A 13,954-nucleotide genomic window follows, 5' to 3' on the forward strand; every position below is an offset into this window, starting at 1 on the left:
GCGCTGCCTGCGAATCCGCGCCGTCGGGCGAGGACGCCGGCGGCGCGCTCACGGCCGACGCCGACATGGCCGGTTCCGGCTCCGGTGCGTGCTCCGCGCCGGTCTCCGATGTCGGGATCACGAACACCGTCCCGGCGCTCGGGGTTTCGGACACCGGCGCCGCCGCTGCCCTCGACACCCGGCGGCTCCTTCGCCGCGGCGGGGCCACCGGCTCCGGCTGGGGCTCAGGCTCGCGCTCCACGACGAGTTCCGGGGTCTCGGCGACCGGAGCCGCTTCGGCCGGCGCGGCTTCGACGGCCGACTCCTCGGCTACAGCCTCTTCGGCCACGGCTTCTTCGACCACAGCTTCCTCGGCGACGGTGTCCTCCGCCTCGGGTGCCACGACGGCTTCCGCAGCGACCGCTGCCGGGGCTTCGGCCACGGCTTCTTCGATGCCGGGCAGGTCAGCCGCCGGTGTCTCCGCTTCGGCGGCGACCGGCTGCTCGGGCTCGGGAACCGCCGCGGCGGGCTGCTCGGCGGATTCCGCGTCGTGCCCGCTGTGTGCGTGCGCGGCCTCCTCCTCGTGATGGTGGTGTGCCATCGCGAGAGCGACCGGGTGGGCCCGCTTGACGGTGGCGTCCACCGTCGGGGTCTCCTCGTGCACGGGAGGCTGCGACGTCTCCCCGCCGGACGACTTGTCGCGTCCCCGCTTCTTGCGGGAGCCACCGGAGTCGCCGCCGCGGGACGACCCGCGCGCACCGTTGTCCTCGGAGGTCTTCACCTCGATCGGCTCGGCGTGGACGATGATGCCCCGGCCGTGGCAGTGCTCACACGTCGTCGAGAACGCCTCGACCAGCCCGGTGCCCAGCTTCTTCCGCGTCATCTGGACCAGGCCCAGCGACGTGACCTCGGACACCTGGTGGCGGGTGCGATCCCGGCCCAGGGCCTCCGTCAGGCGTCGCAGCACGAGATCGCGGTTGGATTCGAGCACCATGTCGATGAAGTCGACGACGATCATGCCGCCGATGTCGCGCAGGCGCATCTGCCGGACGATCTCCTCGGCCGCCTCGAGGTTGTTCCGGGTGACGGTCTCCTCGAGGTTTCCACCGGCACCGGTGAACTTGCCGGTGTTGACATCGACCACGGTCATGGCCTCGGTGCGGTCGATCACGAGCGTGCCACCGGACGGCAACCAGACCTTGCGGTCGAGTGCCTTCGCCAGCTGCTCGTCGATGCGGTGCGCCTCGAAGACGTCGACACCGTTGTCCGACGTGTGCTGCTCGAGCCTCGGCATGAGATCGGGGGCCACGGACTTGATGTACGACTCGACCGTCGACCAGGCCTTCTCGCCCTCGATCACGAGCTTGGAGAAGTCCTCGTTGAACAGGTCGCGGATGACCTTCACGAGAAGGTCGGGCTCCTCGTACAGGGCCTGCGGGTTGCCGGACTTACCGGATTCCGCCTTCGCGGCCTGAGCCTCGATCCCGGCCCACTGGTCCTGCAGACGCTTCACGTCGCGGGCGAGTTCCTCCTCGCTCACCCCCTCCGACGCTGTCCGGATGATGACTCCGGCGTCCGAGGGCACGATGTCGCGCAGGATGTCCTTGAGGCGCTTGCGCTCCGTGTCGGGCAGTTTGCGGCTGATACCGGTGGACGTGCCGCCGGGCACGTACACGAGGAAGCGGCCCGCGAGGCTGATCTGCGTCGTCAGCCGTGCACCCTTGTGACCGACCGGGTCCTTGCTGACCTGGACCAGCACCTGGTCGCCCGGCTTTAGGGCCTGCTCGATCTTGCGGGAGTTGCCACCGAGCCCGGCGGCCTCCCAGTTGACCTCACCCGCGTACAGCACGCCGTTGCGGCCGCGGCCGATGTCGATGAACGCGGCTTCCATGCTGGGCAGCACGTTCTGGACGCGTCCGAGGTACACGTTGCCGACCATCGAGGCCGACGCCGACGTGGTCACGAAGTGTTCGACGAGGACGCCGTCCTCGAGCACGGCGACCTGCGTCGTCGCGTGCGGTTGCCCGGTGGCGATACGGTCGCGCACCACCATCACGCGGTCGACGGCCTCGCGGCGGGCCAGGAACTCCGATTCCGTGAGGATCGGCGGGCGCCTGCGGCCGGCATCGCGGCCGTCGCGGCGACGCTGACGCTTCGCCTCGAGCCGCGTCGAACCGGTGATGCCCTGGACCTCGTCCTTCGAGCGGCTCTTGTTGCGAGGTTCACGCTCGTGGACGACGGTGTTCGGCGGATCGTCCTCGGACGTGGCCTCTCCCGACCCCTCGCCACCGGACTTGCGACGGCGACGGCGACGGCGGCGACGGCTCGACCCGTCGGAGTCACCCTCACCGGTCTCTTCGTCACCGGACTCCGCTTCGGCCTCCTCGGCCTCGGCGGGCTTCTCCTCGGAATCCTGCTTCGGCTTCTCTTCGGGCTCCCGAGTCGGTGTCTCGGCGGCCTTCTCCTCGCGAACGGATTCCCGCGCGGATTCCTCGGCCTCGGCACCCTCGGTGTCGATGTCGGTGTCCTGCTCGTTCTGCTGTTCGCCCCGTCCGCGACCACGGCCGCGGCGGCCGCGGCGACGACGACGCGGCTGATCGCCGTCCACGTCGGACTCGTCCGACTCGGTGTCGGCGGTTCCGGTGTCCGTGGCCTTGGCGGGCTCGGGCACCTCCTCGCGCGTTTCGGCGACGGGCGGCTGCTCGGTGGTGGGTTCCGGGGTCCCGGCGTCCCGGCGGCTGCGCCGGCGTCGCGGCGGGGTCTCGACCGCTGCGAGGTCGGGCTGCAGGAAGAGCGGGACCTGCGAGACGGCGGGCGGGGTCTCGCTGGCGGGCTCGGCGGCGGGCGCCTCGACCTGGTAGGACGCAGTGGTGAACAGGTCACGTCCGAGGTCGCGCTCGGCGACCGCGGCTTCCTCCGCGACGGGCTCCTGGGCGGGAGCTTCCTGGGCCGGTGCTTCCTCGGTGGGAACTTCGGGGGCCGGAGCCTGCTCGGCCGCCGCTTCCTCGACGTCCGAAGCCGCGACCGATTCCGGTGCGACCTCGACGGCGGGTTCGGCGGCCGGGGTCTCCGCGACCGGTTCGGCGGCCGGGGTCTCCGCGACCGGTTCGGCCGCGGCGGGTGGCTCGGTGGGAGCGCTCTGCGCAGCGGTGAAAACTGCGTGCACCCGCTCGGCGACGTCCCGTTGCAGGCTGGACTGCGCGCTGCGCAGTTCGGTTCCGAGGGCCGCAGCCTCGGCGAGAACCTGCTTGCTCGTCACGCCCAGCAACTTCGCGAGGGCGTGAACGCGAATCTTCTCCGGAAGAGCGGGAACCGCGCTCCCGGCGGTGGCCGATTCGTTCGGCTCTGAATTTGTGGGCGGCGCTTGATCGGCCACGTAGTCTCCTCAGCCCCCGGGCGCGTCCACTCCCGTGTCTGGGGGTGTCACGCGGCCACGCGAGGGCGCAGTATGTGTACTCGCGCCCCAGATGTGAGCGCGAGATTGTCTGGTCTCGCTCCACACAGCGCGTGCAGTGTCCGTTTTCACTGCACACCCATGTAGTGCCTTGCGGATGGCCGTCGTCCGCGGCGCGAGCGCCTGATCATCCAGCGTGCCGAAACGCCCAGGTATTTCCTGTTGACGCAGGGGCAGCGATGAAGGGCATCGAGCCGTGGTGTCATCCGGTCGAAGCCACGTGGTGCACAAATTGCGGTCCGACCACCCTCAGTATCCCACACGTGTGCCGCAGTCCGTGCCAGCGGCGCACGTATCGGTCTGGAACATGTTCCGCACGCGATGGCGCCGCCGGCCCGGAGGGCAGGCCGGTGGGTCGAGGGGTGGGTGGAGAGGTAGATCAGTTGGCGGCGAGGTGCGGGAACCAGAGGGCGATCTCGCGCTCGGCGGACTCGACCGAGTCGGAGCCGTGCACCAGGTTCTCCTGGGCTTCGAGCCCGAAATCACCACGAATCGTGCCCGGAACGGCCTTCTCGACGGGGTCGGTGCCGCCGGCGAGCTGGCGGAACGCCGCGATCGCCCGGGGACCTTCGAGCACTGCCGCGACGAGCGGGCCGCCGGTGATGAATTCCAGCAGGCCCGGGTAGAACGGGCGGCCTTCGTGCTCGGCGTAGTGGGCGGCTGCGATGTCGCCGGGAGCGGTGCGCAGGTCGAGCGCGGAGATCGTCAGACCTTTCCGCTCGATACGACCGAGGATTTCTCCTACATATCCGCGGGCAACGGCATCGGGCTTGATCAGTACAAGGGTGCGCTCAGTCACGGCGCACAGCCTAAATGGTCAGCCCCGCTGCCCCGGCAGCAGGCCCCGCTCCATTCTCTGGCGGACGTTCCGGCGGAAGTAGAGCAGGTATCCCCACAGGATGGCGAAGACCACTCCGACCGAACCGATCGACACGTGGACGAAGAACCCGAGTAGCAGCCCCACCTGCAACAACAGGTTGTACTTCATCGCCCAGGGGCGGCCCTGCAGGCCCGCCCCGAGGATCATGAGCACCGCGAGCCCCACGAGGTAGGTTCCGGACCACCAGGTGAGTCCGCCGCCGACCGTCGCGACTACCGGCAGGGCGAGAAGCACCACGATGGCTTCCAGGATCAGAGATCCCGCGACCACCCCGCGGAATCCCTTCCACGGGTCCTTGGTCGGCGGTCCGAACTCCGGTTCCGAAGCATTCGAGTCCGGCTCGCTCACGCTGGGTCCTTTCCGAAGAGGGTGCGGGCCGCACCGGCGGTCACCACGGATCCGGTGACCACGACGCCCGCCCCCGATACTGCCTCACCGGGCTCGGCGACCTCCTCGGCCAACCCGATGGCCGTTTCCAGCGCATCCGCGAGTGTGGGTGCCACGACGACGCGTTCGTCGCCGAACTTGGCGACCGCGAGGTTGGCGAGATCGTCGACGTCCATGGCCCGCGCCGAACCGTTGTTCGTGACGACGAGCTCGTCGAACACCGGTTCCAGCGCCGACAGGATGCCGTCGACGTCCTTGTCCCCCATCACGCTGACGACGCCGACCAGCTTGCGGAAGTCGAACTCGGCGGTCAGGGCGGCGGCGAGTGCACGCGCCCCGTCCGGGTTGTGGGCGGCGTCGAGGAAGACGGTCGGGGCGCTGCGCACACGTTCGAGCCGGCCCGGATTGACGACCGAGGCGAACGCCTCCCGGATGGCCTCCTGGTCGAGTTGCCGTTCCGGGCCCGCACCGAAGAACGCCTCCACCGCGGCGAGCGCGAGCGACGCGTTACGCGCCTGGTGCTCCCCGTGCAGGGGCAGGAAGATGTCGGTGTAGACCCCGCCGAGGCCCTGCAGCTCGAGCTGCTGGCCGCCGACGGCAATCTGCCGGGCGAGCACCGTAAATTCGGAGCCCTCCCGCGCGACCGCGGCATCCACCTCGACGGCCCGGCGGAGCAGCACCTCCATCACTTCCGGCGTCTGCTCGGCCAGGATCGCGACGGCGTCGCGGGGCACGAGCGCGTCCTCGCGGCCCTTCTTGATGATGCCGGCCTTCTCCTCGGCGATCCCGGCCAGGTCGTCGCCGAGATACTCGGCGTGATCGAGGCTGATCGGGGTGATCACCGCGATCTCGCCGTCGATGACATTGGTTGCGTCCCAACGCCCGCCGAGACCCACCTCGACGACGGCCACGTCGACGGGCGCCTCCGCGAACGCGGCGTACGCCATCGCGGTGAGCACTTCGAACTTGCTCATCGCGGGGCCGCCGGCCGCCTGCGACTGCTGGTCGATCATCTGCACGTACGGCTCGATCTCCCGGTACGTGTCGACGTACCGGCGGGGCGACACCGGGCGCCCGTCGATGCTGATGCGCTCGGTGGCGAGCTGCAGGTGCGGGCTGGTGGTGCGGCCGGTGCGCCGGTGCAGCGCCGTGAGCAGCGCGTCGATCATCCGCGTCACCGACGTCTTGCCGTTGGTGCCGGTGACGTGGATGGCGGGATAGCCGTGCTGCGGCGAACCGAGCACGTCCATCAGGGCCGCGATCCGGGTGAGGGACGGCTCGATCTTCGTCTCGGGCCACCGCTTGTCGAGTTCCGCCTCGACCAGTGTCAGCTCCGCGAGGTCGACAGGACTGACTTCCTCCGGCGTGAAGTCGGGCGAGGTCACGCGCCTTCCAGCTCCTTCAATCGCTTGGTGATGCGTTCGATTTCTTCCGTCGCGATCTGCTGACGCGTACGGATCTTGTCCTTGACGGCGTCGGGGGCCTTGGCCAGGAACGCCTCGTTGGACAGCTTCGCGGTGGTTCCGGCGAGTTCCTTCTGCGCGGCCGCGAGGTCCTTCTCCAGCCGGGCCTTCTCGGCGCCGAGGTCGACGTTGCCGGACGTGTCGAGGTCGACGGTGACGGTCGCCTTGCTCAGGCGCACCTCCACCGACGCGGACACCGCGAACCCGTCCTCCGGGTCCGTCAGGCGCGCCAGCGACGTGACCGCGGCGAGCTGCGTGTCCAGATCGGCCTCGGCAATGCCGCTGATCCGTGCGGGAACCCGCTGCGAGGGCTTGAGACCCTGATCGCTGCGGAACCGGCGCACCTCGGTCACCAGTCGCTGCATGTCCTCGACACGCTGCGCCGCAACCGCATCCGCGGCCGCCTCGCTCGACTGCGGCCACTGCGCCACGACGACGGATTCACGCTCGGTGAGCGCCGTCCACAGCGTCTCGGTGACGAACGGGATCACCGGGTGGAGCAGGCGCAACAGGGCGTCGAGGACGTTGCCGAGCACGGCCCTCGTGTTCGCCGCGACCGTGTCGCTCTCGGCGAACTGCACCTTGGCCAGCTCGAGGTACCAGTCGCAGACCTCGTCCCACGCGAAGTGGAACAGCRCCTCGCACGCCTTGCTGAACTCGTACCGGTCGAATGCGGCGTCGACCTCCCCGCGCACCTGCTCGAGACGGTCGAGGATCCACCGGTCGGCGTCGGTGAGCTCGCCGCGTCCGGGCAGCGGTGCCGGCGCGGCCCCGTTCATGAGGGCGAACTTGGTCGCGTTGAACAGCTTGGTCGCGAAGTTCCGCGACGACTGCGCATGGTCCTCGCCGACGGACAGGTCGCTGCCGGGGTTGGCGCCGCGGGCCAGCGTGAAGCGGAGCGCATCGGCGCCGAAGCGGTCGACCCAGTCGAGCGGGTCGATGCCGTTGCCCCGCGACTTCGACATCTTCTTGCCGAACTGGTCGCGGACGAGGCCGTGCAGGAACACGTCCTCGAACGGCATCTGCGGTCCGGACTTGCCGCCAGCGATGGCGTCGTCCTCCGACACATACGTGCCGAACATCATCATCCGCGCCACCCAGAAGAACAGGATGTCGTAACCGGTGACGAGAACACTTGTGGGATAGAACTTCTCGAGCTCGGGAGTCTTCTCGGGCCAGCCCATGGTCGAGAACGGCCACAACCCGGAGGAGAACCAGGTGTCGAGGACGTCTGGATCCTGCACCCATCCCTCGGGTGCGGTCTCGTCCGGTCCGAAGCACGCGACCTCGCCGTCGGGGCCGTACCAGATCGGGATCCGGTGACCCCACCACAACTGACGCGAGATGCACCAGTCGTGCATGTCGTCGACCCAGGCGAACCACCGCGGTTCCTGACTGGCCGGGTGGATGACCGTGTCACCGTTGCGCACCGCGTCACCGGCGGCCTTCGCGAGGGACTCGACCTTCACCCACCACTGCAGCGACAGGCGCGGCTCGATGGACTCACCGGTGCGCTCGGAATGCCCGACGCTGTGCAGGTAGGGCCGCTTCTCCGCGACCACGCGACCCTGCTCGGCGAGCGCCTCGCGCACCTTGACGCGCGCCTCGAAGCGGTCGAGACCGTCGAATTGCGTTCCCGTGTCGGCGATCTTGCCGGTCTTGTCCATGATGGTCGGCATCGGCAGGTTGTGCCGCAGGCCCATCTCGAAGTCGTTGGGGTCGTGTGCGGGCGTGATCTTGACGGCGCCGGTGCCGAACTCGGGATCGACGTACTCGTCCGCGATGATCGGGATGTCGCGCCCCGTGAAGGGATGCTCGAGCGTCGTCCCGATCAGGTGCTTGTAGCGCTCGTCGTCGGGGTGGACGGCCACGGCGGTATCACCGAGCATCGTCTCGACACGGGTGGTCGCGACCACGACGTGCGGCTCGTCGTCGTTCAGCGAGCCGTACCGCAGCGAGACCAGCTCACCCTCGACGTCCTCGAACTTCACCTCGATGTCGGAGATCGCCGTCTGCAGCACGGGCGACCAGTTGACGAGACGCTCGGCCCGGTAGATCAGCCCGTCGTCGTACATGCGCTTGAAGATCGTCTGGACGGCGCGGGACAGCCCGTCGTCCATGGTGAACCGGTCGCGGCTCCAGTCGACGCTGTCACCGATCCGGCGCATCTGGCCGCCGATGGTGCCACCGGACTCGCGCTTCCAGTCCCACACCTTGTCAATGAACAGCTCGCGGCCGAAGTCTTCCTTCGTCTTGCCGTCGACGGCGAGCTGCTTCTCGACCACGGTTTGCGTCGCGATGCCCGCGTGGTCCATGCCGGGCAGCCACAGCACCTCATAGCCCTGCATCCGCTTGCGGCGGCTCAGCGCGTCCATCAACGTGTGGTCGAGCGCGTGACCCATGTGCAGGCTGCCGGTCACGTTCGGCGGCGGCAGGACGATGGAGTAGCCCGGCTTGTCGCTGTGCGGGTCCGCGCGGAAGTAACCGGCGTCTACCCAGCCCTGATACAGATCGTCCTCGACGGAACTGGGGTCCCAGCTCTTCGGAAGGGCATCGGCACGGTTCTGGGGATTTTCTGGAGCTGCACTGGTCACCCGTCGAGTCTAATGAACGCGCGGACGACCGACGACGGGGCTACCGTCCGCCTCGCTACTGGTCGCTGAACAGGGCGCGGTGCACCTCGGTGGCGGTGCGATGCTCCGGGTCGACGGGGCGCAGCGCCTCGCCGGCATCCTCGCCGCCTGCCTGGGATCCTGCGGTGCTGTGCAGCTCGGAGAAGAGCTGCACGTGGTGGTCGTTCAAGGGATTCCTCCGGTTCGTCTGCCGCATCCAGTGCGGCAACCACTCGAGAATGTCGAGTATGCATCGAAAACGCCGCCGATCGGCGGCGACACGGCGACGGGCGCGCCGGTGAGGTTCACACACACGCCGGCAGAAGGCTCAGCCGGCCCGCTGTGCCACCACACAGGCGAGGTAGAGCGTCATACCCAGACCCGGTTCGTCCAGCGGGCGACCGAGGAGCCGGGCGATCTTGTCGAGTCGGTTGGCGAGGGTATTGCGGTGGACGTGCAGCCGCTGCGCCGCCCGGCTGGAGTTGAACCCGCACTCCCCCCACGCGATCAGCGTCTCCTGCAGGTGCGGCCAGTCGTTGTCGGCGGCCAACGCGCCGAGCACGGCCCGTGACAGTCTGTCACGGGTTTCCGCGGGTATCACCGAGACGGCCTGATGGAGGCGGAACCGGTCGATGTCGTAGACCTGTCCGCGTGGGTCGAGAACCGCGCCGAGCCGGAGCGCGTCGTACGCGTCCTGGGACGAGAGATTGAGCTGTTCGACCCCGTGCGCGATGGAGCCGATCCCCACGCGGGTGTCCCATCCCCGTTCACGGACCAGGGACACATACTTCCGGCACCGGTCCGTCAGAGCCGCATCCGCCGCGGGCGTCCGTGCGGTCACCACGGTGGTGACAGCGACGACCTGCCGAGCGAGCGGCGCGACCAGATCGGTCGCGGAGTCGAAGGCGTCCTGCACGGCGCGCAGGACCTTGTGCGACACGGGCTGCCCCTGGACCGCGACGTCGTCGGAGTGACTGTCGTAGCTGATCAGCAGCATGACCCGGGGAAGGCGCAGGTCGTATCCCAGACCCGTTGCCCGCCGGACGATCTGGGCCTCGGTGAACGTGGAGCGATGCCAATCACAGATGTCGCGGAGCAGTTCTTCCGCTGCCCGCTCGTAGGTCAGCCGCGTACCGATCCGCGAGGCCTCCTGCATCAGGATTTCGGTCTGCCGCTTGACCACGAGCCCGAATTGCTCGACCTGCTCGGGCGAACCGGACAGCCCGATCGTGCCCACCACGTCACCGTCGATGACGAGCGGAATGGTGACGCCGGGCAGACTGCCGACGAGGTCGCGGACGTCCGCTGCCGAATGCGCGATCATGCGCCGCGCACGGATCACCTCGATCGATGCCTCGTGGAATTGGCCGATGCGACGTTCGTCCCCGCTGCCGACCACCGTGCCTGCCGCGTCCGTGATGAGCACGTTGAACCCGATGACGTCGGTGATCTCGTTCGCGATCTGTTGTGCCAGAGCCTCACTCAGCATCGACAGTCCTTCCGAACCCTGCGAGGGGTTGTGCATATCGCACAATCAAGTATCGATTCCAGTGTATATCAAGGGCAACTTGCCTAGTGACCTCGGTCACATGCCGTTCCTACGATGGGTTCATCCCAACTAGGAGTTCACATGGCAATCCTCGACTGGATACTTCTCGGTGCCTACTTCCTGCTACTCGTCCTGATCGGCGTCCAGACCATGCGACGCGTCAAGTCGCCGGACGATTTCGCCGTGGCAGGCAACCGAATCATCTGGCCGGTCTTCTTCGGCAGCCTGGCCGCAGCGTTCCTCGGCGGCGGAGCATCGCTCGGTGTCGCCGGCGCCGCGATGCGTGACGGCTACGTGTACATGTTCGCCTTCTGCGCATTCGGCGTTCAGACGGTGCTCGTCGGCTACTTCGTCGCGCCCAGACTCAAGAACTACATCGGCGCCCACACCCTCGGCGACATCATGGAGGCCCACTACGGCCGGCCGGCGAGACTGGTCACCGGCGTACTGTCCGTCGTCCTGTGTGCCGGCATCCTCGGCGCCCAGGCCCTGGCCATCGGTACCGTCGTCAACGCCACCCTCGACGTGCCCACCGTGCCCGCGGTGATCATCGGCATGGGTGTGGTCGTGCTCTACTCCTCGTTCGGTGGGGCCTGGGCGGTAATCCAGACAGACCTGTTGCAGTTCGTCTTCCTGGGAGTACTCCTGCCGGTGGCGCTCCTCATCGGGCTCGACGCCGTCGGCGGACCGTCGGCCCTCCTGGACAGTGTTCCCGCCGAGCATCTTTCGTTCATGGGTGACTACTCCCCCGCACAGTTCCTCACGCTCTTCGCGGCACTACTGCTCGGCGAGACGCTGGTCCCGCCGTACGCGCAGCGGACGTTCTCCACCCCCGACTCGCGGCACGCCCGTAAGGGTTACGCACTGGCCGGGTTCTTCTCGTTCTTCTTCTTCTTCACCTCGGCGTCTCTCGGGTTGATCGCACTCGTCCTGTACCCGGACATCGAAAGCGATCAGGCGCTACCGACCGTGGTGATGAATCTGATGCCGGTCGGCGTTCTCGGGTTGGTGGTGGCGGCGCTGATGGCGGTCGTGATGTCGACGGCGAGTTCCTACCTCAATTCCACCGCCGTCGTCCTGACCAAGGACATCTACCAGCCCCTCAGCCCCACCGAGCTGCCGCCCTCGAGGCGGCTCACCATCGAGAGGGCCACCAGTGTCGTCGTCGGTGCCGGGGCGACCATCTTCGCCCTCAGCGTTCCGTCCATCGTCGACGCCCTTCTCTACAGCTACACACTGTGGGCTCCGACGGTCATCGTTCCGTTGTTCGGCGCGGTGCTGTTCGGCGTGCGGTCCGCGCCGGCGGCACTGTCGGCGATCACGGCGGGCGCGATCGTCACCGCGGTGTGGCAGTGGGGCCTCGACGCTCCGTTCGGACTGGATGGGCTGGTGCCCGGCGTCGTCGCCAACCTCCTCGTCTTCGTCACGGTCGCGACGGCCACCTCGTCCCGCTATCCGCGCCGGCAACAGCCTGCCGTCCGCGTCACCGAAGGAGAATTCGCATGATTCCCGTCCTCCTCTATTACGGGGTACCCACCGCCGTCGTCACCGTCACCCTGTGGGTCGGATTCCTCGGCTGGCGCTTCTACGTCAAGGAAGTGCTCCGCGGTGACAGCGGTGGCGCCACAGCGGGCGAGCGCGACCATGGATGACATCGTGGACGTCCCCGGGGTGACCACCGGCACCAGCCCGTACCCGTCGGCGCRCAGGGTCGGCGACCTCGTGTTCGTCTCAGGCCAGGTCTCGCTCGACGACACCGGCAACGTCGTCGGTACCGATGTGGTGGAGCAGACACGTCACTCCCTCACACGACTCGACAGGGTCCTCGCCGCGGCCGGCGCCACCCTGCACGACATCGCCTCGGCCACGGTGTATCTCGCGAACGCCGAGGACGCCCCGCGTTTCAACGAGGAATGGATGCGCTGGTTCGCCGCAGACCACCGCCCGGCCAGGGCAACGGTGGTCGCAGCCCTGCTGGACCCGCAGCTACTCGTGGAGATACAGGCCGTCGCCGTCACGGGCCGGGGCTCGACCGAAGGAAAGGAAGCGGAATGAAGGTGGCAGTTCTCGGAGCAGGGGTCGTCGGTGTGGCGACCGCCCACGCTCTGGTCGAGCGTGGACACGAGGTGCATGTATACGACCGGCGCAGCGAGGTCGCGTCCGACACCAGCGCGAGCACCGCCGGATTGATCGCCCCCGGTCACTCCTACGCGTGGGCGTCGCCGTCGGCTCCCACCATGCTGGTCCGATCGTTGCTCGGCGCGTCGACCTCGATCCGTGTCCGCCCCCGGGCGGACGCCGAACTCGCCCGGTGGGGTGTGCGATTCCTCCGCGAGTGCACGGCCTCCCGGGCGCGGTCGAACACTCTCGCGAAGCTCCGACTGGCCCGGTACAGCCAACAGCTGATGGACGAACTCACCGCCCGCGAGAACCTGGAGTACTGCCAGACCCGCAACGGCGTTCTGTATCTGTACCGGGACGAAGCGGAACTCGAGCACGCGCAGGTGAACTCGCAGCTGCTCCGCGACCACGGACAGCAGCAGGACGTGCTGGGACCGGAGGAGATCGCGGCCGCGGAGCCCGCCCTCCGGCACGGGACGGCCACGTTCGCGGGGGCGATCCACGACCGCACCGACGGCACCGGCGACCCGCACCGGTTCTCGGTGGGGCTCGCCGAGGAATGCGGACGGCTAGGGGTCCGGTTCCACCTGGGCACGTCCGTCATGCGCCTCGAGACCGACGGCGCGGCCATCACCTCGGCCGTCACCGACCGGGGCGACATTCGCGCGGATGCCTTCGTCCTCGCCGCGGGGGCCGCAAGTGCTCTCGTCGCGAGGAGTGTCGGTCTGCGGCTACCCGTCTACCCGGCCAAGGGATACACGCTGACCGCGACCGTCAAGGACCCCGAACGCGCACCGGTGGTGGGCGGCATCGACGAGAAGACACTCGTCGCCTGGTCGCGGTTCGGTGACGAGCTGAGAATGTCGGCCACCGCGGAATTCGTCGGGTACGACCGCAGTCACTCGCCCGCCGACTACGCGGGCATCGTGGACGCGGGGAACGAACTGTTCCCCGGCGCCGTGGACTGGGACACGGCCAGATACCGGACGGGCCTTCGCCCGATGACGCCCGACGGCCCGCCGATGATCGGGCTGGGACGGCACGACAATCTGTACTTCAACACCGGTCACGGTCACGTCGGCTGGACCATGGCGGTCGGCTCGGCCCGCATCCTCGCGGATCTCGTGGACGAACGGCGACCGGACATCGACCCGAGTCCGTACTCCCCGATTTCGTCGCGCCGGCATCCGAGCGGACGAGGCGCGTAACGAAGTGCACTGACCCGACGACTATCCGAGCGTGCCTCCGGAAACGGCGGCGCACCGACCTCGCTGACCGCAACCCCCGACTGCGGTCAGCGAGGTCGACATAGATGCTTCGCGCTAGCGGCTTTCGGCGTCACGCTTGGCGAACGCCAGTTGCATTTCCCAGCCCTCGATATTGCCTTCGTAGGCGGCCGCGCGGCGCTCGGCATTCGGGTACAAGGCGGCGAATCCGGTCTCGACGACGCGGAGGAGTGTGCCGCCGTCCCGCTCCGACAGGAAGAACTCGACCAGGGTGGACGTGCCC

12 protein-coding genes are annotated in these 13,954 nt (G+C 68.4%); 4 read left to right on the forward strand and 8 right to left on the reverse strand.

Features of this window, described 5'->3' with window-relative positions; translation table 11 throughout:
• The 7 genes from AC1D1G_RS30490 to AC1D1G_RS30520 all read right to left on the reverse strand — a co-directional run.
• A partial coding sequence (locus tag AC1D1G_RS30490) for a translation initiation factor IF-2 N-terminal domain-containing protein (protein WP_477954971.1) occupies positions 1-3,355 on the reverse strand: 3,355 nt, incomplete at its 3' end.
• Between the two features lie 457 nt (positions 3,356-3,812).
• A complete protein-coding gene (gene ndk / locus AC1D1G_RS30495) occupies positions 3,813-4,232 on the reverse strand; it encodes a nucleoside-diphosphate kinase (protein ID WP_005248085.1) in 420 nt (139 codons plus the stop codon).
• Between the two features lie 18 nt (positions 4,233-4,250).
• A complete protein-coding gene (locus AC1D1G_RS30500; protein WP_009474023.1) occupies positions 4,251-4,661 on the reverse strand; it encodes a DUF4233 domain-containing protein in 411 nt (136 codons plus the stop codon).
• Entirely contained in the window at positions 4,658-6,085 is a 1,428-nt protein-coding gene (folC, locus tag AC1D1G_RS30505; RefSeq protein ID WP_005261300.1) for a bifunctional tetrahydrofolate synthase/dihydrofolate synthase, read from the reverse strand. Before folC ends, AC1D1G_RS30500 begins: the two co-directional genes overlap by 4 nt.
• Complete coding sequence (locus AC1D1G_RS30510; RefSeq protein WP_477954972.1) at positions 6,082-8,757, reverse strand: valine--tRNA ligase; 2,676 nt, start codon at positions 8,755-8,757, stop codon at positions 6,082-6,084. The genes folC and AC1D1G_RS30510 overlap by 4 nt, the downstream gene beginning before the upstream one ends.
• Before the next feature lie 55 nt (positions 8,758-8,812).
• On the reverse strand, positions 8,813-8,965 hold the full coding sequence (locus AC1D1G_RS30515; protein ID WP_009474026.1) for a hypothetical protein: 153 nt from the start codon (positions 8,963-8,965) through the stop codon (positions 8,813-8,815).
• 138 nt (positions 8,966-9,103) lie between these two features.
• Complete coding sequence (locus tag AC1D1G_RS30520; RefSeq protein WP_477954974.1) at positions 9,104-10,264, reverse strand: CdaR family transcriptional regulator; 1,161 nt, start codon at positions 10,262-10,264, stop codon at positions 9,104-9,106.
• Between the two features lie 141 nt (positions 10,265-10,405).
• Here AC1D1G_RS30520 and AC1D1G_RS30525 point away from each other — a divergent pair, with 141 nt between their 5' ends.
• The 4 genes from AC1D1G_RS30525 to AC1D1G_RS30540 are packed head-to-tail and all read left to right on the forward strand — an operon-like array spanning position 10,406 to position 13,653.
• Positions 10,406-11,830, forward strand: a complete 1,425-nt coding sequence (locus tag AC1D1G_RS30525; RefSeq protein WP_283333608.1) for a sodium:solute symporter family protein — start codon at positions 10,406-10,408, stop codon at positions 11,828-11,830.
• The gene (locus tag AC1D1G_RS30530; RefSeq protein WP_280782386.1) at positions 11,827-11,976 is read left to right on the forward strand and encodes a hypothetical protein; all 150 of its coding nucleotides are present in this window, start codon (positions 11,827-11,829) and stop codon (positions 11,974-11,976) included. The genes AC1D1G_RS30525 and AC1D1G_RS30530 overlap by 4 nt, the downstream gene beginning before the upstream one ends.
• Positions 11,969-12,379, forward strand: coding sequence for a RidA family protein (locus tag AC1D1G_RS30535; protein WP_477954976.1), 411 nt, complete (start codon positions 11,969-11,971; stop codon positions 12,377-12,379). Before AC1D1G_RS30530 ends, AC1D1G_RS30535 begins: the two co-directional genes overlap by 8 nt.
• Positions 12,376-13,653 (forward strand): D-amino acid dehydrogenase, encoded by a 1,278-nt coding sequence (locus tag AC1D1G_RS30540; protein ID WP_477954978.1) that lies wholly within the window; start codon positions 12,376-12,378, stop codon positions 13,651-13,653. The genes AC1D1G_RS30535 and AC1D1G_RS30540 overlap by 4 nt, the downstream gene beginning before the upstream one ends.
• 114 nt (positions 13,654-13,767) lie before the next feature.
• On the opposite strand, the gene AC1D1G_RS30545 is transcribed toward AC1D1G_RS30540, so the two are convergent.
• A partial coding sequence (locus AC1D1G_RS30545) for an SRPBCC family protein (protein ID WP_477954979.1) occupies positions 13,768-13,954 on the reverse strand: 187 nt, incomplete at its 5' end.

It is taken from the genome of Rhodococcus sp. P3_B8 (genome assembly GCF_056402775.1).